Consider the following 19,290-nt stretch of genomic DNA (forward strand, 5'->3'; position numbering starts at 1 on the left):
GCAAAATGGAAATAGTGGTATAATTTGGGTTAGGGGGTGTAGGTATGAACTTTCCAATTCAAAGAAGTAAGTCAGTAGTCATTTTTGTTTGTCTTACGTTAGCTTTTATGTTTATATATCCAATTGTCATGCTTTTCACTAATAAAGCGCATTGGATGTCAGCGTTGATTGGGATGGGTTTATGCTTCATTGTAAATGTACCACTCGTTTGGGAAGTATTTATTAAAAAACATAAAGTAGAAAATGGCGTATTAAAGTACGGTATTTTAAATGATGATATTGTATTAAAAGATGTGAGAATTATACGTCAGGTCGGAAAGTCTCTTGAAATTACGACGAATGCATATAAAGTACATATCGTTGCGATGCCGCAAAATATGGATGAATTCTTGGGGCTTATAGAGAAAGAAAATCCACATGTGAAAATAGAAATGGTAGGGAAGAAATAAAAACGCTCGGCGAAAATTCCGAGCGTTTTTCATTATTTTAAGTTCTCTGGGTTTAAAGCTTCTAGTTCAGGTACAACGAAGCGTCCGTCTTTACGGATTAGTACGTCGTCGAAGTAAATTTCGCCGCCGCCGTATTCAGGGCGTTGGATGCATACTAAATCCCAGTGGATGTTCGAGTTGTTGCCGTTCCATGCATCGTCGTAAGCTTGTCCAGGAGTAAAGTGGAAGCTGCCATCGATTTTTTCATCGAATAGGATGTCTCCCATTGGATGTAAGATGTATGGGTTTACGCCAATTGCGAACTCACCAACGTAGCGTGCGCCTTCGTCTGTATCGAAGATTTTGTTAATGCGCTCTGTATCGTTTGCAGTTGCTTCAACGATTTGACCGTTCTCAAACTTAAGTTGTACATTTTCAAATGTATAACCGTTGTAAGGAGATGGTGTGTTGTAAGAAACTGTACCGTTAACAGAATCACGAACTGGTGCAGAGTATACTTCACCGTCTGGAATGTTTAAATGACCTGAGCATTTAATTGCTGGAATGTCTTTAATAGAGAATGTTAAGTCAGTTCCAGGACCAGTTAAACGAACTTTATCTGTTTTATTCATTAATGTAACAAGGCTATCCATTGCCTTATCCATTTTACCGTAGTCTAAGTTACATACTTCGAAGTAGAAGTCTTCGAAAGCTTCTGTACTCATTTTAGCAAGCTGTGCCATAGAAGCATTTGGGTAGCGAAGAACAACCCAACGTGTTTTTGGAACGCGAATGTCTCTATGAACTTTTTTACCAACTGTTTGGCCATGAACTTTCATACGCTCACTTGGAACGTCAGCTTGTTCATTAATATTATCGCCAGAGCGAAGGCCGATATAAGCGTCCATGTCTTTCATTACGCTTGCTTCATATGCAGCGATTTGTTCGAAATGTTCTTCAGTAGCACCCATTAATAAAGAGCGATCTACTTGATGATCTTTTAAAGAGACGAATGGGAAACCACCAGCTGCATATGCTTCTTTTACAAGTGCAGTTACAAGTTCTTTTTGTAAGCCAAAGTTTTCAATTAATACTTTTTCACCTTTTTGTAAGCGGATAGAGTAGTTAATTAAATTGTATGCTAACTTTTCAATACGTGGATCTTTCATATGTAAAGCCTCCCTACTAATTATGTATCCTCTCCTATTGTAACCTACTTAGTGGAATTTGTTGAATGATTTATGTTACAGTTAACGAATAAGTATGAAAATTCTAATGATGAGATAGGGATTAGAATGAAACGGAAAATGATTGTATAATAGGGGAAAGTATGAAAAAGATAAAGGAAGTGATGAAATGCAAGTTCTTTTATATGTAAGTGCGGCTATTATCGCGGTTGCTTTCGCAGTATTAGTAGTGTATGTATGCAGAACGTTGTTATCGGTTCAGAAGACGTTGGAAAACGTTGCAAGCACGTTAGAAGGTTTAGAAAAGCAAATGCAAGGAATTAGCGTAGAGACAGAGCAATTATTACATAAAACGAATGCGTTAGCTGATGATATTCAACAGAAGTCACAGTCATTAAATAAAGTGGTAGCGGGTGTAGATGGGATTGGAACGACAATCCAATCTTTAAATACGAAGCTTCGTAATGTATCGGACTCTGTAACGGACGAAATTGAAAATAACGCTGATAAAGTAGCGCAAGTTGTACAGTGGAGCAGTGCGGCGATTGAAGTATACAATCATTACCGTGCGTCGAGACAAGAGAAGAAGGTTGAAAAAGAAGAGCGTAAATTAGAAAGAATTGAGAAAAAAGCTGAAAAGAAAGAGAAACGCTCTAGATTTCGTATGAGAGGTGAATCGTGATGAATATGACAAAACTTGAAACAATTGAAGAGCTTGAAGTCTTAGTAGAAAAGAACGAGCCGTATGTTCTTTTTAAACATAGTACGACATGCCCAATTAGTCATGGTGCATACACAGAATTTCAAGCGTATTGCAGCGAAGAAAGAGAAGTGCCAGCGTATTACTTATACGTACAAGATGCGAGAGATGTGTCAAATCGTGTTGCAGAACAATACAGTATTAGACATGAATCACCGCAAGTGTTATACATAAAAGATGGGATGGTAGTATGGAATACATCTCATTGGAATATTAAAAAAGATGCTTTAGAAGAGAATATAAAGTAAAAAGAAGCAAGCTAAAGGTGCTTGCTTCTTTTTTTTGTTTTTGTTGAAATATATTTAGTGGTACACTATTAATAGTTCAAACTAAATAACTAGATTTTTGAAAGTAGGTTTTAAGTAATGAAGAAAATGGCATTATCCTTCGCAGTCGTAAGTTTATTACTGGGAGCTTGTAGTAACAATAGTAATACGATTAGTAAGAAGGATGAAGTTATACAAAAAGATACAAAAGAAAAAAGTATGATTCCGAGAACTGCTGTTTCTAAAGATTATTATAGAACTGTTATTCCTTTAAAAGAACAAAAGGTTATTAATACAGCTAATATAAAAACAAATTCTAAATTAGATTTAGCAGAGTATGAAAATGGTTTAATAAATATTGCAACGCAGCAATTTGATACAGAGAGTCACGTACTGCAATTAAACCAGTATATTCTAGAGAAACTAATTGATGAACTAGTTGCGAAAGTAGAAGCGCCAGTTTTGACGAATATTATAGAACAAGACTATTTCGGAAAACAGAATTCAAATGAATTAAGTTTATCTGGTGTTATGATTGGCTTAGCTATGTCTTCAAGTGTATCGAATGAAGAGGCTATGTCTAAAGGGACTGAAGTTGCTAAACAACTTATTGAAGCTATTAACAAAAATGATAAGTATAACAAATCTCCAATTACGTTTGCTATCTTTAAGCAAGAAAGTACTAGTTCTTTAAAAAATGGTACGTATATTGCTAGTGCTACTGTTCAAAAGAATGATATGAACCTTGGAAATTGGAGTACAATTGATGAAAAGTCGTATTCATATCCTTCTGATGAATTTACACAAGCACATGGAGAAGATAATACAAAAATAAATAACTTTGCTAAGGAAATAAAAGGTTTTTCTAATGGAGATTTTATTCCAGTCAACGCTAAAGTTTCTTATAAGAAAGATCAAATGGATACATTAAATATGAATATTGTTATTAAATATAACGGTAAAACAGAATTAATGGCTCTTACCCAATTGGCTGCGCAAGGTATGTTAGACAAATTGCCTAAAGATGCGAAAGTACAATTACAGATCAAGTCCGAAAGTAAAATTGAGGCCGTTATTATAAAAGAGAAAAACAGTGATAAACCGTTTGTTTCCTTCTTGTAAAAAAAGACAGTATGTAAACTGTCTTTTTTTTATTTTAAATGAAAATATACAATGTTTTTTGATAGTAATTCATTGCTGTATATCGTGTGACAATCGTATATGTATCAGCTATAATAAGTTATCTTAAAAAAGTAACATATAGGAATTTGAAAGAGGTGGCTTTCTTATGGCATCACAACAATTAGGTCGTTTACGTTCTGAAATTGATCAACTTAATTTACAAATATTAGATTTACTAAACGAAAGAGGTCGTCTCGTACAAGAAGTTGGTAATTTAAAAGAAGTACAAGGTGTGAAACGTTTTGATCCTGTACGTGAAAGAAATATGCTGGATTTAATTGCAGAGAATAATAATGGTCCATTTGAAACTTCGACTTTACAACATATTTTCAAACAAATTTTTCAAGCTGGTTTAGAATTACAAGAAGATGATCATCGTAAAGCATTACTTGTTTCTCGTAAGAAAAAAACAGAAGATACGATTGTTGAAATTAATGGTGAAAAAATTGGTGACGGAAATCAGCATTTTATTATGGGACCGTGTGCAGTGGAAAGTTATGAACAAGTACGTCAAGTTGCTGAAGCAATGAAAGAGCAAGGTCTGAAATTAATGCGTGGTGGTGCGTTCAAACCACGTACTTCACCGTATGATTTTCAAGGTCTTGGATTAGAGGGATTACAAATTTTGCGCCAGGTAGCAGATGAATATGATTTGGCTGTTATTAGTGAAATTTTAAATCCGAATGATATTGAGATGTCATTAGATTACGTTGATGTTATTCAAATTGGTGCTCGCAATATGCAAAACTTTGATTTGCTAAGGGCAGCTGGTGCTGTAAATAAACCAGTATTATTAAAACGTGGTCTATCAGCAACGATTGAAGAATTCATTAATGCGGCAGAATATATTATGGCAAAGGGAAATGGGAACATTATTTTATGTGAACGAGGTATTCGCACGTATGAAAGAGCGACGCGTAATACGCTTGATATTTCCGCTGTGCCGATTTTAAAGAAAGAAACACATTTACCTGTCGTTGTCGATGTAACGCATTCTACAGGGCGACGTGACCTTCTCTTACCAACTGCAAAAGCAGCGATGGCAATTGGTGCAGATGCAATTATGGCTGAAGTACATCCAGATCCAGCTGTAGCTTTATCAGATGCGGCGCAGCAAATGAATATACCGCAGTTCAATGATTTTATGAATGAATTAAAATCATTTGGAAGTAAATTATAAAAACTTTTAATGAGCTGTTCCAAAAAGGGATTTTGGAACAGCTTTCTCTTATTGTATAGCGACTGTCATTGTCGATTTTTGTTGGTAAGTTGATATATTTAAAAAATCGCTGATATAATTAGAGTTGCGGTCGATATATTTGGAAAATCGCTGATATATTTCGAGTTATAGTCGATATATTCGAAAAATCGCCGATATAAATTTCATTTACTATCGTACTGCTTAAAATAAGATTTCTACTTAGGAAACATCTATTTTTTTACAAAAAATGCCCTTTTTTCATAAAAAATACGAAAATACGAGAAAAGAAGCGAATTTTTTCGAAACTTTTGCGGGAAAATATTGTATGAGCCTGCGTTTTTATCGTATCATTAGTAAAAGGAAGAACTCGGGACGATTGGTGGCATCTGCAAATAGAGTTGATGTCTTTTTTTCATTCAAGTAACCGATACATAAAAATAGATAACAAAAATAGAAGGAGTGTGCGATGAGATGAACGTAACAATCTATGATGTAGCGCGCGAAGCAAACGTTTCAATGGCTACCGTATCTCGTGTTGTGAACGGTAACCCAAATGTAAAGCCTACAACAAGAAAGAAAGTATTAGAAGCAATTGATCGTTTAGGATACCGCCCGAATGCGGTAGCACGTGGACTAGCAAGTAAGAAGACAACTACAGTAGGTGTTATTATTCCTGATATCTCAAATACGTTTTATGCAGAACTTGCACGTGGAATTGAAGATATCGCAACAATGTACAAATATAACATCATTTTAAGTAACTCTGATCAAAACAAAGAGAAAGAGTTCCATTTATTAAATACGATGCTTGGAAAACAAGTGGACGGAATTGTTTTCATGGGTGAAGATATTACAGACATTCACATTGAAGAATTTAAAAAATCTCCAGTACCAATTGTATTAGCAGCGTCATTTGATGAGCAAAATGAAACGCCATCAGTAAATATTGATTATACACAAGCAGCTTATGATGCAATGAAGCACTTTATCGAGCAAGGACATAAACGTATCGGTTTCGTCTCTGGTCCTTTCATTGATAAAGCGGGAAGCGCGAAGAAGTTACAAGGTTATAAAAAAGCTTTAGAAGAAGCAGGTATTTCATATGATGAAAATCTTGTAATCGATGGAGATTACACATATGACTCAGGTATTGAAGCATTCGAAAAGCTTTGGAGCAATGATGAAAAGCCAACAGCAATCTTCGTGTCTTCTGATGAAATGGCACTAGGTGTAATCCATGCAGCACAAGACGCTGGATTAAACGTACCAACTGACGTAGAAGTACTTGGTTTCGATAATACACGTCTTGCATTAATGGTTCGTCCGCAGCTTTCAACAGTTGTTCAACCGATGTATGATATCGGTGCAGTAGCAATGCGTTTATTAACAAAGTATATGAACAAAGAAAAAGTGGAAGATCACACTGTTATATTACCTCACCGTATCCAATTTAGAGATTCAACGAAGTAAGTATAAAAAAGCTCACAGCGATTGCTGTGAGCTTTTATTCGGATTCAGGATAGTATTTTTGTACGACTGTATCCACCGCTTTATTTTTCTTAACGTGTAAAAATCTTGCGTACAGTTCTTTTCCAGTTTCAAAGGGGGTATCGTCTAATTCAAACACATGCAACACTTTTCGAAACGTCCACGTTATTTGCTCATCGTACATATTATCGTACGTATCTTCAGATTGCATAGCAATTTTTTTACCAAGTTCGTGAGCATCCTCTAAACTGTTTGCTTTAACAAGAATAATGCTTTCTTCAAAAAGTGTATCGTGATTCTCTTCATAATGCTCATCAATTTTCGTAGGATCAGGCTCACTACAATGAACAGATTCAAACAATAATTTTACAGCGTACATATTATGCTGCATGTTTCACTTTATAAATAATACTTGCGACAAGCGAAGCAGGTATTGTAAATACGTTACTTTGATAATGGTAATGTACTTGGGATTCTTCATAAGACATGTTATCATATAGTTCGTTTTGTGAGACACTCAATTTTTTCTGTTTTTCTTTGAGCATTTTAATGTAGTTGTACTGTATTGGGACGAGAATGATGAAATAAGCTAATACGATTAGTGAAATCCAAATCATTATGAACACTCCCTTATAAAGAATATTTCTATATAACAATTATATCAATAAAAAGAAAAAAAAACCATTTTTTTGTTGGAGCTAATTTTCTTCTAAAAATGCGAACAGTTCCTTTTGGTTTTTTAAATTGTGATCAATACATGTTCGAGCAACATATTTCAATCCTTGTAATAATGCATCTAGGTGAAAAGTATCATAATGAATTATATTTCCCTCTACCATCGTTTCGTCTTTTTGCAAGTTAATTGATATTTTTAGTACAGTTATATTACTTTGTAAATTTACAACTTCGATGTAAAAAAACTGTTTGTCTAAGTCAATCGTAACATAATCGAATCGTTCGGATAGCTCTAATTTACATGTAGTAGTATAGTCCAAATGAAAGCCTCCTTATTGTATAAGTGTATGTTATAATGCCTTCGCTATAGATGGGGCTATTCCTTGTTATATGTCACATAAGTGCAAATTTAACTATTATAGGGCAATGTCATGTATAATAGAAAGAAAAGGCTTGTGAGGGGGGAAAAGAGATGATCGTTCTTTGGATAATTACGCTTTGTATGACTGCTATTTTTGCATATATGACGTTAAAACAAAATGGTTTAAAGCGATTTGTTCCAGGAAGTATTCTTGCAGGAATTGCCCTTATCACGTATGTAATTTCTATTTTTATTGAAAGTGTATCAGTAGATATGAGCACAAGTTTAATGTTTATTGGTATTACACTATTTGCAGGTAGCATTATGGTACTTATGGTTGCTGGTATTATTTTATTTATTCATATGAATTCGGAAACGTTATAGCATATAGAAAAGGCATGTCCAGAGGGACATGCCTTTTTATCCGTTCAATTATGCTCTATCTTTAGAAGAGTTTTGCTGTTTTAGTAAGTCGCGAATTTCGCCAAGAAGAACTTCTTCTTTTGTTGGTTCTGGAATTTCTTCCTCTTTTTCTTCTTCTTCTTTTTTAGATGTTAGTTTGTTGAAAACTTTAACAAACATAAAGATAGAAGCTGCGATAATTAAGAAGTCAAAAATTGTTTGGATGAAGTTACCATACATAACAGCAGATTTACCGTATCCAAAGTGTAAATCTGTAAAGTCAACGCCACCTAATACCATACCAAGTAATGGTGTGATGATATCTTTTACTAAAGAACTAACGATTTTACCGAATGCAGCACCGATTACAACCCCGACAGCTAAATCAACGACATTCCCTTTGAAAGCGAATTTTTTAAACTCGTTCCACATGTGTTAATCCCATCCTTTCCACGATTCATTATGAAATTTATAATTCCTATCAACATATTCTATAGAAATTTATGAGAGAAATAAAGAGGGAATGGGAATGAAAGTAAATTCTGAAAAATGTATCCGTTTTAATTTTTGTTTACATCATCTAGTAGAGATTGCAACAGTTGCTGCGTTTTTAATCCTTCTAATCCATCTACAACAGGCTTTGTATCGCCTTGTACACACTCAATAAAATGATGAACAGCATCTTCAAAACCACGTTGTTTTAACGTCGCATCCCATGATGGGGAAGCACTTTGTGAAACTGAGTTTTCCTGTTCAATTTCAAATGTATTCATATTTTTTACGCGAATGATTTTTCCTGTCGTTACAAGTTCAATTTGTTCTAAATTTGTACCGGCATGGCGATGCATTGCAGTAGAAAGTAACAGTCCACTTGGCGTTGTATATGTATGATGTCCGTAAAGAAGTTCATTCTTTTCATTCATTTGCATCATATTGTGAACGGCGTTAAGGTCATCGTTAGCTAACCAGCGAGCAGTATCTACAATGTGTAAATAATCATCTAACATAGTGAAGTCGTACGTATATGGCCCGACTTTATTTGTACGATGCTTTTCAATTCGAATCCATGAAATATCATTAGCCTGTTCTTTGGCAGCGACATACATAGGAACGAATCTGCGATTAAATCCGACCATTAATTTTCGGTTATACTTCTCGCTCAACTCGACTAGTTGCTCAGCTTGTTCCACTGTAGCTGCTAGCGGTTTATCAACATAAACGTCGATCCCTTTTTTTAGAAGTTCAGAAACGATTTCATAATGCGATGCAGTTGAACTATGAACGAAGATTGCATCGCATTCCGAAGCTAACATTTCAATAGAATGAAAGTCTTGAATTCGGTATTGCTGGCAAACTTGTTTTCTTTTCTCTGCGTTAGGTGTAAACGCCCCTACAAAATTCCAATCAGTTTCTTTTGTAAGTGTTGGAAGATAGGCCTTTTGCGCAATACTTCCAAGTCCAATCATCCCAATTTTAGGTTTGTTCATTTTTATTCCCACCCTATTAATAGTAATGTAACGGCTTAAATGTAGCATAGGGTGGGGGAGGAAGGCAAAAATTAGCTTTTTACTTACGGCCTTCTAACAAAATCTTCTCTATCTCTTCAAAGTGATGAGCGCGAGCATGCTCTAACGGGGTAACACCATCATTGTCTGGAATATTTACATTTGCACCGTGCTCAATAAGAAGGCGAATGACTAGTTGCTGTGTTTCGTTTCCGTTACTTAGTACGATGGCTTCCATTAAAGCTGTCCATCCCAAGTTATTTACATGATTTACATCAATATTTGTTTGAGTGAGTAGTTCTTTTATAACGTCAATATAGCCATGTTCTGAGGCTGGGATAAGAGCTGTTCCGCCGTAACGATTTGTAATCGTAGGATCTGCACCAGCATCAATTGTTAGTTTTAAAATGTCTAAGTAACCTTCCGCACCGGCGTATAGAAAGGGATTATTTTTCATGTCATCTTGGATATTTACGTCAGCACCAGCTTTGATAAGTGCCTTTGCGGTTTTTACATCATTTTTGTATGTAGCAATCATAAGCGGAGTACGTCCTTGACTATCCGTCGCATTTATATTTGCGCCTTGTTTTAGTAAAGATATAACAGTATTCGTTTCATTTTTTTCAGTAGCTGCTAGTAGTGCAGTCTCCATGTTTATCATCTCCTTTTTTACTTCTTGTTCTTGCGAGCATCCTTGTAAAAAAATTACGCAACATATCATACTTAATGTTTTTTTGAACATGGAATTTCAACCTCCTAATTTCAACTGTAAAATAGGAACATTAAATTTTTATAAACTGACGCTAAAATTACTATAAAATCGCTTGAGTAATTGAACATATATTTTTATGCTTATAAATAATAAGGTTTGATAAAGTGAGGATTTAAGATATGTCTATTAAAACAAGGTTTTTATTTTCTTATATTGCTGTTATCCTCGTTTCCATTACGCTTATATTAGTCGCGGGATTTTTAATCGTTTTTTCGATAACAGGTGACTTGGAAGCAGTGAAAAATTTCTATAAAAGTTCTTACATTCAAAAGCCGCTTACACCAGAAGAAGAGAATGCCTATCTTGAGTTGAAGTCAGCAGCCAAACAGCATCAATCTCAATTGTTAGATGAGTCGTTTGTCTCAGCAATAGAAAAAGAGGGTGTGAAAATAGTAGTAAGAAAAGGAGAAACACTTTCATATGCTTCAAACGTATTTGAAAGTGTATCTTTAAAAGAAGCCCTTCCGAAATTTGAATCAGCAAATATTAATAGTCGTGGTACAACGGAACTAGGCGATACATTTTATCGATATGTAAAGTTTGATTTTTATTTTCCTCAGGAAGAAGAGGGAAGTATATTTGTATTAAAAAAGCAAAGTTCATTTGTAGATCTTACACAAAAATTATTTCCAATCTTATTCGTATCGCTTTTACTACTAGCCATTTTACTCATTGGATTATTAAGTTACCTCGTTTCAAGAAGTGTAATAAAACCAATTTTTGTATTGAAAGGCGCAACGGAGAAAATTAAAGAAGGAAATTTAGATTTTCAAATACCAATTACATCACACGACGAAATAGGGCAATTAAATCAAGGGTTTGAGGAAATGAGGAAGAGATTAAAAGAATCGATAGAGATGCAAACACAGTATGAAGAAAATCGAAAAGAGCTTATTTCAAACATCTCTCATGACTTAAAAACACCGATTACATCAATTATAGGATATGTAGAAGGAATAAAGGACGGGGTAGCAAATACGCCAGAAAAAATGGATAAGTATTTAACAACTATCCATACGAAGGCAAAACATATGGACACACTCATTGATGAACTATTTTTATTTTCGAAGCTCGATTTGAATCGAGTTCCATTCCAGTTTGAAACAGTTGAATTGAATACGTTTATGCAAGAATTAATAGAAGAGATGCAGATGGATTTAAGTGAAGAAGGTATAGAAGTGCGCCTACAGTTACATGCATCACCACTATATGTAACGGCTGATTGCGAAAAGATCAATAGAGTTATATCAAATTTAATTCATAATAGTGTGAAATACATGGATAAAGAAGAGAAGAAAATTACTGTAACAGTATCGAGTGATAATAATAAAGTTATTGTGAAAGTGATGGACAACGGATCAGGTATAGAATCTGATACATTGCCGTATATCTTTGAACGTTTTTATCGTGCAGAACAATCGCGGAATTCTAGCACAGGTGGAAGTGGACTTGGTTTAGCAATAGCGAAGCAAATTGTTGAAGAACATGGCGGGGAAATTTGGGCGGAAAGCGAGCTTGGTAAAGGCACAAGCATTTTCTTCTCATTGGAAAAAGTAGAGGAATGTGGTGAGTAAATTGAAAAGAATTTTATTAATAGAAGATGAAGTAAGTATTGCAGAATTACAGCGAGATTATTTAGAAATTAATGATTTCCAAGTTGATGTAGAGCATTCAGGAGAAATAGGTTTACAAACAGCCTTGCAAGAAGACTATGATTTAATTATTTTAGATATTATGCTTCCGAAAATGAACGGATTCGAAATTTGTAAACAAATACGTGCTGTAAAAGATATTCCGATTCTACTTGTTTCAGCAAAAAAAGAAGATATAGATAAAATTCGTGGACTCGGATTAGGAGCGGATGATTATATAACGAAACCGTTTAGCCCGAGTGAATTAGTCGCAAGAGTAAAAGCACATATTGCCCGTTATGAAAGATTATTAGGAAATGTAAGTAAGCAACGTGATACGTTATATATTCACGGAATTTCTATCGATCAACGAGCGAGAAAAGTTTTTATAAACAATGAAGAAGTGGCGTTTACAACGAAGGAATTTGATTTATTAACATTCTTTGTCACACATCCAAACCAAGTATTAAATAAAGAACAGTTATTTGAACGCATTTGGGGATTAGATTCCGCTGGGGATTTAGCCACTGTTGTCGTCCACATTAGAAAGCTACGTGAAAAAATTGAAAGAGATCCTGCTCACCCGCAATATATTGAAACGGTATGGGGAGCTGGTTATCGTTTTAATGTGTAATATACCTGCCGAGTAATTGGCAGGTTTTTTTGTATGTTATTCAAATGGAAAGGAAGGAATAGGTAATTTATGTTAAAATGTAAAGAGAAACAAAACAGAGGAGAGCATGAGGGGCGTGCTATATTTTGGGAGATATATTAAAAGATAATAAATCAAACAAGGCTTTAAAGATTGGAACTAATATCGTACTTATCTTATTGATTATTGGTGCAATACAAATGTTTTATGATGAAGATTCTATGAATGATTATTTCGGTTGGGTCTTTTTTGCAATCTTTTGGGTAATTAAAAGCATTTCTAGCTCTAAGGTAAGTTTAAAAGATAGAGATAAAAAGTCGGTATTACTTGATGTGGGTTTAGTTGTTATTTCTTTTATTTTTTTAGTTGTTTTTAGTGTGAAATATTTCGTTTGAAAAAAGCTCATAGTCGTATAGAGGCTATGAGCTTTTTGTCAGTGTTTAGGTTTTCTTAATAATAATGGTACTAACGATTTATAAAATGTTTGAGTAGTAGAAGTAAACTGATCAGCTTCTTCTAAAAAAGGATAATGGTTGCTCTCCTCAAATGTCACAAAAGTAGAATCGCATATACCCTCATGTATCTCGATGGAATATTGAATAGGACACTGCACATCATATCTTCCGCATATAATAAGTGTCTTTGTTTGGATGAAAGGTAAATACTCTCTTAAATCAAATGAAGGATATTCATTGGCGAAAGCATTCATCCGGCTAATGGACATTGTTTTGTTGATTGGTTTACAAAAATAAGAGTTGTAGTTTTCTGGTTTATACAATGATAATTTTGTTCTCTCAGTAGATAGTTCTTTTCGTTCTTCACTTGTAAGGTGAGGGCTTTTTAAGTTTTCGATGAGTTTTTGCATATAATGAAACTTTGGATGTGCTGGGTGATAAATGCAAAATGGTTTTTCGGTATAGTTACTTGCTGTAGCTCCTGCTACGACTAATGATTGTAAGGAATTTGGATATGTAATCGCATATAAAAGTCCAAGCATACCACCTGTTGAATGACCGGCGAAATGCCATGTTGGAAGTTGTAATACTTCTCGTATGGCTTCTAAGTCGTGGATTGTTTCAATCATGCTTAATTCGTTTTCTGACTGGGCGGTTACAGAGCGACCAGTATCTCGTAAATTAATGAGAAATACACGATGCGTAGCAGTAAAAACATCCGCAAAGTAATCCCCAGTTTCATTAAATTGTGAATAGTGATGTGTAATACAAAGCGATTCGCCATTTCCTTTTGTAAAGAGTTCAAATGTACCGCGTTTCGTGTTGATTATTTGTTGTGTCCACATAATATCACGACCTTTTGTCATAAAAGTTGGGCCAGACTGTTATAAAATGAAAATATATCAGCGATTATTAGAATATATCGGCGCAACTCGGAATATATCAGCGATTATCAAAATATATCGGCGTAACTCGGAATATATCAGCGATTATTAACATATATCGACTTACCGACAGAAAACGACAATAATAGCAAGCTTCAAAGAAAAGGAGGCTATTCAAAAACGAGCCTCCTTTTCTTTTAGTATAAAGATTTTGTCATATTATTCCGAATAATTTCAAGGGATTTCGCTACAGTTAATGCGTTTTTTTCTTCAATTTCTGGTTTACGGGGGATAGGTTTATACATGTTGTCTGGATCTTCCCATGTGAGGGGAAGTTCTGTTTCTGCTTGTCCTTTCCAAGCTTCAATCCATTCTGGAGGGAGATAACCTGAGATGTTTTGGATGTTGTTCATTTCGAGCCAAATGAGTGCCCATGCTCTTGGAACGACGCGCCAGTGATCGTAGCCACCGCCGCCGACAGCAATCCAGCGACCGTCGCAATATTCATTAGCAATTTCACGAGCGAGCTTCGGTATTTCGCGGTAAATATTCATTGTCGCACAAAGATGTGTAAGTGGGTCATAATAATGTGCGTCAGCACCATTTTGCGTTAAAATAATATCCGGTTTAAAGTACGCTGCAACTTCTTTTACAACAGTTCGATATGATTCTAAGAACGATTCATCTTCTGTAAAAGCATCGAGTGGAACGTTAAAAGAATAACTATAACCATTACCTTGTCCACGTTCGTTTACAGCGCCAGTTCCAGGGAATAAATAGCGACCAGTTTCATGCAGTGAAATGGTGCATACGTTAGGGTCATCATAAAACGACCACTGTACGCCATCACCGTGATGAGCATCTGTATCAATATATAAGACGCGTAAACCGTATTTCTTCTGAATATACTTCATTGCTATGGAGCTATCGTTATAAATACAAAAGCCAGATGCTTTACCACGGAAGCCATGATGTAAGCCGCCTCCTAAGTTAAGCGCGTGTTTTACTTTTCCGGAAAGAACAGCATCGACAGCTGTTAACGTACCACCAACGAGCAATGCGCTTGCTTCGTGCATATTTGGGAACATCGGTGTATCTTCTGTTCCGAGTCCATATGTCATCGCAATTGATTTTTCTAACTTTCCTTCTCCAGCACGTTTTACCGCATTTATGTACTCCTCTGTATGAACGTAGGCGATCTCTTCATCTGTAGCCATCCGTGGTGAGATGATTTGAGAGGGAGAGATGAAACCGCCCTTTTGTAATAAATCATACGTAAGTGTGACGCGCAGTTGGTTAAAAGGATGATCAGGGCTAAATGAATAGCCCCGAAAGTCATCCGAATAAATAAACGCGCTACTCATGCTTGCATCCCCATGATGTTTGGCCATAATACGCGGTAGCCTTCTGCTTCAAGTGCATCAATCACTTTTAGAGGATTCATCGTTTGAATGCGGAAAACGAGTACTTTATCATTCTCGTCTTTTGCTGGGTAGACGAGAACGCTCACGATATTTATTTGTAAATCACTAAAAATAGCAACGACTTTTCCAAGAATACCAGGTTCGTTTTTTACTTGAATTTCAATTTGCGAACTTGGTTGATGTGCTCCTGTTAATTTTACTAATGTGTGCAGTACTGTAGATTCAGAAATGATTCCAACTAACTTCCCGGCCTTTGTAACAGGAAGACAGCCAATTTTATTTTCAAAAAATAAAGTAGCAATTTCCTCAACAAAATCGAGAGGATGGCAAGTCATAACAGGATGTTTCATAATAAGTTCGAGCGGTTGCTGTAGCATATCGAGTGAAACTTGTTCATCTAGAATAGACGGACTTGCATCTCTTACATCCCGATCAGAAATAATGCCTACGACGTGATTATTTTGATCGACAATTGGAATGTGCCGAATGCCTTTCGTGCGTATCGTTCGGATTGCTGTTTCGATTGTATCGTTTGGATGTAATGTAACTACATTTTGATTCATAATTTCTTCTACAATCATTCCAGTTGCCCCCTTTATTAATACATAAAACGATTGTGAAAACGTAGACGATCAAAAGCTTGAATAGAATCCGTATCAACGCGTTTACCGATGCGGACCATTAAACAGTTGGCAGGATGTGAACAAATTTCAGGATCGTCTGTAGCCATCCATTGTAACCCGCCAGCATTCATCATCTTCTCCATTACTTTTCGGTATTCCCACACATTCAATCCTGTTTGTTTCAAATCCCAGTGCCAATAATATTCAGTCGTCAATATAATGTAATCTTCCATATAATCGTCCATCATAGAAACCTCTAGTAAGTTCTTTCCGACAGAACTCCCGCGGAAGGCTGGGACTACTTCAATTGCCCCAAGCTCAATTAAGTTTTCCATTTTTCCTTCTGACCATCGTTCAAGTGGATCAGGATACAAGTATGTAACATATCCAACAATTGTTTGGTCATGTCTAGCAATAATGAGACGAGCTTCTGGTAATTTAGAAATTTCGACAATTGCTTTATATTGTTGTTCGGCAGGACGAAACGCAATTAAGTCTGGATGAAACTCATACATTTCTAAGTTATGTGTAGAGACAGGACCTTCAATAATTAAAGTGCCTTTCGCTGTTTTTAAGTTTCTAGCATTATATATTTTTTTATGAATCAATGTATTGCTCACCACCTTGAGGGTTTGTGAATCTATTAATATCGTACTTTATAATATATGCGATGTGAATCGAAATTTGTCATTAAAAATTTGTCTAAAAATCAACAAATATACTGAAAATTTTAAATAATGTCATTATAATAGATAATAGAATACATAGGAGGGGGATGTAAAGTATGAAAGTAGAAACGCTTCCTGTCATTAAAGGAGAAAATAATTTGCCGAATTATGATGAGGCATACGCGAATTTTAACTGGGAAGAGGTTAATAAAAACTTTACTTGGAATGAAACAGGCCGAGTAAATATGGCGTATGAGGCAATTGATAAGCATGCGAAATCCGATCGAAAGAATAAAGTAGCTCTTTATTATCAAGATGGATCGCGAAAAGAGAAATATACATTTAAGGAAATGAAGGATTTTTCTAATAAAGCAGGAAACGTCCTTAAGAATTATGGCGATGTAGAAAAAGGCGATCGCGTTTTTATTTTTATGCCACGTTCTCCAGATTTATATTTCGCACTTTTAGGTGCAGTGAAATTAGGAGCAATTGTTGGACCGCTATTTGAAGCATTTATGGAAGGCGCAGTTCGCGATCGCTTAGAAGATAGCGAAGCAAAGGTGTTAATTACAACGCCTGAATTGTTAGAGCGCGTACCATTAAATGATTTACCGGCTTTAAAAACAGTTTTCCTTGTTGGAGATAATGTAGAAGAAGGCGGTAAAACGGTAGCATTCAATCCTTTATTTGAACAAGCTTCAAAAGAATTACATATTGAATGGTTAGGCCGTGAAGACGGCTTGATTCTACATTACACGTCTGGTTCTACTGGTAAGCCAAAAGGTGTGCTTCATGCGCAAAACGCAATGGTTCAGCACTATCAAACGGCGAAGTGGGTGTTAGATTTAAAAGAAGACGATGTATATTGGTGTACTGCTGACCCGGGCTGGGTAACTGGAACAGCTTATGGTATTTTCGCACCGTGGTTAGTTGGAGCGTCAAACGTTATTTTAGGTGGACGCTTTAGTCCAGAAGCTTGGTATGAAGCACTGCAAGATTACGGTGTGACGGTTTGGTACAGCGCACCAACAGCATTCCGTATGTTAATGGGAGCTGGACAAGACGCAATTAAAAAATATGACTTATCACAAGTTCGTCACGTATTAAGCGTTGGTGAGCCGTTAAATCCAGAAGTAATTCGCTGGGGTATGAACGCATTTGGACTTCGTATTCATGATACGTGGTGGATGACAGAAACAGGTGGACAAGTTATTTGTAACTACCCTTGTATGGAAATCCGTCCAGGTTCAATGGGTAAACCAATTCCAGGTGTGAAAGCAGCGATTGTTGATAATGAAGGAAATGAAGTGCCTCCTTACACAATGGGTAACTTAGCAATTGCGAAAGGTTGGCCATCTATGATGCGCGGGATCTGGAATAACCAGCAAAAATATGAATCTTATTTCATGCCGGGAGATTGGTACGTATCAGGCGACTCTGCCTATATGGATGAAGATGGATACTTCTGGTTCCAAGGACGTATTGACGATGTAATTATGACGTCAGGTGAGCGCGTTGGTCCGTTTGAAGTAGAAAGTAAATTAATCGAGCATGCTGCTGTTGCAGAAGCTGGTGTAATTGGTATTCCTGATCCGGTGCGCGGCGAAATTATTAAAGCATTTATCGCACTTCGAGCAGGATACGAACCATCTGATGAATTAAAAGAAGAAATTCGTCAATTTGTAAAGAAAGGCCTAGCAGCTCATGCAGCACCACGACAAATTGAATTTAGAGATAAATTACCGAAAACGAGAAGTGGTAAAATTATGCGACGCGTATTAAAAGCGTGGGAGTTAAACTTACCAACAGGTGACTTATCAACGATGGAAGATTAAGAGAGAAAGGTCTGAACGAAAAATGTTCAGGCCTTTCTTTTTTATGATATCATGAACTTATATATATAAGTTAAAGGGGATAGTATGATGAAAACAGAAAAGGAAAAGATGATACTAGGAGAAATGTACATACCGGCTGATCCAGTTTTAGTACAAGAAAGAGAGCAAGCACGTATATTAACGAGAAAATTAAATGATACGCCAGAAGAGCAATTGAAAGAGCGTAGCGAAATCGTAAAAGAATTATTCGGAACGACAGGAGATAATATTCATCTTGAATCTTCTTTTAGATGTGATTACGGCTATAACATTCATGTCGGTGAAAATTTTTACGCGAACTTTGACTGTACGATTTTAGACGTATGCCCGGTAACAATCGGAGTGAACTGTATGTTAGCTCCAGGTGTCCACATTTATACAGCAACGCACCCACTTGATCCAATTGAGCGTATAAGCGGATCAGAATACGGAAAACCAGTTACAATTGGCGATAACGTATGGATTGGCGGAAGAGCAATTATTAATCCAGGTGTAACAATTGGAGACAATGCGGTCATCGCATCTGGCGCCGTTGTAACGAAAGATGTGCCGGAGAATGTAGTAGTTGGCGGAAATCCTGCGAAGATTATTAAAAAAATAAAATAATATTTGAACGAAGTGCCTTCCTCGTCTGTATACACTTATGAAAGAATAGATGAGGGAGGCTTTTTTATGTCTAATAAATTACTCTTTGCGACGTTGTAAAGGATTGGAGAGAAGTGAAATTCCACCTCTATTTGACATGCCTATATAAATGATGGTATAAAGAAAAGTATATGAATAATTGAGCGTGGAAAGGGAGAAGTAGTGATCATTTCCCTGTTTTAGAGAGCTGATGGCCGGTGAAAATCA

Annotated in this window: 23 protein-coding genes and 1 other annotated feature (1 of these 24 cut by a window edge); of the genes, 12 read left to right on the top strand and 11 right to left on the bottom strand. The window is 36.0% G+C overall.

Going from position 1 to position 19,290, the window contains the following annotated elements:
- The first annotated feature begins 44 nt into the window (after nucleotides 1–44).
- Nucleotides 45–449, top strand: a complete 405-nt coding sequence (locus tag ACTFR8_RS09310) for a PH domain-containing protein (RefSeq protein WP_001010627.1) — start codon at nucleotides 45–47, stop codon at nucleotides 447–449.
- Between the two features lie 32 nt (nucleotides 450–481).
- Here the strand turns inward: ACTFR8_RS09310 and ACTFR8_RS09315 are convergent, their stop codons facing one another.
- Complete coding sequence (locus ACTFR8_RS09315) at nucleotides 482–1,597, bottom strand: aminopeptidase (RefSeq protein WP_000654731.1); 1,116 nt, start codon at nucleotides 1,595–1,597, stop codon at nucleotides 482–484.
- Between the two features lie 187 nt (nucleotides 1,598–1,784).
- Between ACTFR8_RS09315 and ACTFR8_RS09320 the strand changes: the two genes are divergently transcribed.
- The 5 genes from ACTFR8_RS09320 (at nucleotide 1,785) to ccpA (ending at nucleotide 6,494) form a co-directional block, all read left to right on the top strand.
- Nucleotides 1,785–2,297 (top strand): DUF948 domain-containing protein, encoded by a 513-nt coding sequence (locus ACTFR8_RS09320; protein WP_001197720.1) that lies wholly within the window; start codon nucleotides 1,785–1,787, stop codon nucleotides 2,295–2,297.
- On the top strand, nucleotides 2,297–2,623 hold the full coding sequence (gene ytxJ, locus ACTFR8_RS09325) for a bacillithiol system redox-active protein YtxJ (RefSeq protein WP_001057469.1): 327 nt from the start codon (nucleotides 2,297–2,299) through the stop codon (nucleotides 2,621–2,623). The genes ACTFR8_RS09320 and ytxJ overlap by 1 nt, the downstream gene beginning before the upstream one ends.
- 117 nt (nucleotides 2,624–2,740) lie before the next feature.
- On the top strand, nucleotides 2,741–3,763 hold the full coding sequence (locus ACTFR8_RS09330; protein WP_252209702.1) for a CamS family sex pheromone protein: 1,023 nt from the start codon (nucleotides 2,741–2,743) through the stop codon (nucleotides 3,761–3,763).
- Between the two features lie 166 nt (nucleotides 3,764–3,929).
- Nucleotides 3,930–5,003 (top strand): bifunctional 3-deoxy-7-phosphoheptulonate synthase/chorismate mutase, encoded by a 1,074-nt coding sequence (locus ACTFR8_RS09335; RefSeq protein WP_100619187.1) that lies wholly within the window; start codon nucleotides 3,930–3,932, stop codon nucleotides 5,001–5,003.
- A gap of 492 nt (nucleotides 5,004–5,495) precedes the next feature.
- Nucleotides 5,496–6,494 (top strand): catabolite control protein A, encoded by a 999-nt coding sequence (gene ccpA / locus ACTFR8_RS09340; protein WP_001103297.1) that lies wholly within the window; start codon nucleotides 5,496–5,498, stop codon nucleotides 6,492–6,494.
- 34 nt (nucleotides 6,495–6,528) lie between these two features.
- On the opposite strand, the gene ACTFR8_RS09345 is transcribed toward ccpA, so the two are convergent.
- The 3 genes from ACTFR8_RS09345 to dhp61 all read right to left on the bottom strand — a co-directional run bounded on the left by ACTFR8_RS09345 (nucleotide 6,529) and on the right by dhp61 (nucleotide 7,507).
- On the bottom strand, nucleotides 6,529–6,891 hold the full coding sequence (locus ACTFR8_RS09345) for a DUF4288 domain-containing protein (protein WP_002098015.1): 363 nt from the start codon (nucleotides 6,889–6,891) through the stop codon (nucleotides 6,529–6,531).
- 1 nt (nucleotide 6,892) lies between these two features.
- Entirely contained in the window at nucleotides 6,893–7,129 is a 237-nt protein-coding gene (locus tag ACTFR8_RS09350; RefSeq protein ID WP_000637897.1) for a DUF3949 domain-containing protein, read from the bottom strand.
- An 81-nt stretch (nucleotides 7,130–7,210) separates the two neighbouring features.
- Nucleotides 7,211–7,507, bottom strand: coding sequence for a protein Dhp61 (gene dhp61 / locus ACTFR8_RS09355; protein WP_000386753.1), 297 nt, complete (start codon nucleotides 7,505–7,507; stop codon nucleotides 7,211–7,213).
- A gap of 152 nt (nucleotides 7,508–7,659) precedes the next feature.
- Between dhp61 and ACTFR8_RS09360 the strand changes: the two genes are divergently transcribed.
- A complete protein-coding gene (locus ACTFR8_RS09360) occupies nucleotides 7,660–7,932 on the top strand; it encodes a DUF3917 domain-containing protein (RefSeq protein WP_000636589.1) in 273 nt (90 codons plus the stop codon).
- 48 nt (nucleotides 7,933–7,980) lie between these two features.
- On the opposite strand, the gene mscL is transcribed toward ACTFR8_RS09360, so the two are convergent.
- The 3 genes from mscL to ACTFR8_RS09375 form a co-directional block, all read right to left on the bottom strand.
- The gene (mscL, locus tag ACTFR8_RS09365) at nucleotides 7,981–8,382 is read right to left on the bottom strand and encodes a large conductance mechanosensitive channel protein MscL (protein ID WP_000267010.1); all 402 of its coding nucleotides are present in this window, start codon (nucleotides 8,380–8,382) and stop codon (nucleotides 7,981–7,983) included.
- A 128-nt stretch (nucleotides 8,383–8,510) separates the two neighbouring features.
- On the bottom strand, nucleotides 8,511–9,437 hold the full coding sequence (locus tag ACTFR8_RS09370) for a Gfo/Idh/MocA family protein (RefSeq protein ID WP_100619189.1): 927 nt from the start codon (nucleotides 9,435–9,437) through the stop codon (nucleotides 8,511–8,513).
- 79 nt (nucleotides 9,438–9,516) lie between these two features.
- The gene (locus ACTFR8_RS09375; protein WP_100619190.1) at nucleotides 9,517–10,197 is read right to left on the bottom strand and encodes an ankyrin repeat domain-containing protein; all 681 of its coding nucleotides are present in this window, start codon (nucleotides 10,195–10,197) and stop codon (nucleotides 9,517–9,519) included.
- 149 nt (nucleotides 10,198–10,346) lie between these two features.
- Here ACTFR8_RS09375 and ACTFR8_RS09380 point away from each other — a divergent pair, with 149 nt between their 5' ends.
- The 3 genes from ACTFR8_RS09380 to ACTFR8_RS09390 all read left to right on the top strand — a co-directional run bounded on the left by ACTFR8_RS09380 (nucleotide 10,347) and on the right by ACTFR8_RS09390 (nucleotide 12,905).
- Nucleotides 10,347–11,801, top strand: a complete 1,455-nt coding sequence (locus ACTFR8_RS09380; RefSeq protein WP_098871831.1) for a sensor histidine kinase — start codon at nucleotides 10,347–10,349, stop codon at nucleotides 11,799–11,801.
- Nucleotide 11,802: 1 nt separating this feature from the next.
- Nucleotides 11,803–12,492 carry a response regulator transcription factor gene (locus ACTFR8_RS09385; protein ID WP_001986686.1) on the top strand — a complete coding sequence of 230 codons (690 nt, stop codon included), beginning with the start codon at nucleotides 11,803–11,805 and terminating at the stop codon, nucleotides 12,490–12,492.
- A gap of 122 nt (nucleotides 12,493–12,614) precedes the next feature.
- A complete protein-coding gene (locus ACTFR8_RS09390; protein WP_076774657.1) occupies nucleotides 12,615–12,905 on the top strand; it encodes a hypothetical protein in 291 nt (96 codons plus the stop codon).
- A gap of 38 nt (nucleotides 12,906–12,943) precedes the next feature.
- Here ACTFR8_RS09390 and ACTFR8_RS09395 read toward each other — a convergent pair whose 3' ends face one another.
- The 4 genes from ACTFR8_RS09395 to acuA all read right to left on the bottom strand — a co-directional run bounded on the left by ACTFR8_RS09395 (nucleotide 12,944) and on the right by acuA (nucleotide 16,504).
- Nucleotides 12,944–13,831: an alpha/beta fold hydrolase gene (locus tag ACTFR8_RS09395; RefSeq protein ID WP_100619192.1), complete on the bottom strand. Its 888-nt coding sequence runs from the start codon at nucleotides 13,829–13,831 to the stop codon at nucleotides 12,944–12,946.
- A gap of 215 nt (nucleotides 13,832–14,046) precedes the next feature.
- Nucleotides 14,047–15,213: an acetoin utilization protein AcuC gene (gene acuC / locus ACTFR8_RS09400; RefSeq protein ID WP_000092823.1), complete on the bottom strand. Its 1,167-nt coding sequence runs from the start codon at nucleotides 15,211–15,213 to the stop codon at nucleotides 14,047–14,049.
- A complete protein-coding gene (locus tag ACTFR8_RS09405; RefSeq protein ID WP_000634583.1) occupies nucleotides 15,210–15,854 on the bottom strand; it encodes an acetoin utilization AcuB family protein in 645 nt (214 codons plus the stop codon). Before ACTFR8_RS09405 ends, acuC begins: the two co-directional genes overlap by 4 nt.
- Before the next feature lie 17 nt (nucleotides 15,855–15,871).
- Nucleotides 15,872–16,504, bottom strand: a complete 633-nt coding sequence (acuA, locus tag ACTFR8_RS09410) for an acetoin utilization protein acetyltransferase AcuA (protein WP_000581388.1) — start codon at nucleotides 16,502–16,504, stop codon at nucleotides 15,872–15,874.
- A gap of 176 nt (nucleotides 16,505–16,680) precedes the next feature.
- Here acuA and acsA point away from each other — a divergent pair, with 176 nt between their 5' ends.
- Both acsA and ACTFR8_RS09420 read left to right on the top strand, forming a co-directional pair.
- The gene (gene acsA / locus ACTFR8_RS09415) at nucleotides 16,681–18,399 is read left to right on the top strand and encodes an acetate--CoA ligase (protein ID WP_100619194.1); all 1,719 of its coding nucleotides are present in this window, start codon (nucleotides 16,681–16,683) and stop codon (nucleotides 18,397–18,399) included.
- Nucleotides 18,400–18,483: 84 nt separating this feature from the next.
- Nucleotides 18,484–19,044 (top strand): maltose acetyltransferase domain-containing protein, encoded by a 561-nt coding sequence (locus ACTFR8_RS09420; protein WP_100619196.1) that lies wholly within the window; start codon nucleotides 18,484–18,486, stop codon nucleotides 19,042–19,044.
- A gap of 176 nt (nucleotides 19,045–19,220) precedes the next feature.
- Nucleotides 19,221–19,290: a binding site (T-box leader), on the top strand; it runs 158 nt beyond the window's last position.

The organism is Bacillus cereus group sp. MYBK15-3, assembly GCF_051916765.1.
GTDB lineage: Bacteria > Bacillota > Bacilli > Bacillales > Bacillaceae_G > Bacillus_A > Bacillus_A cereus.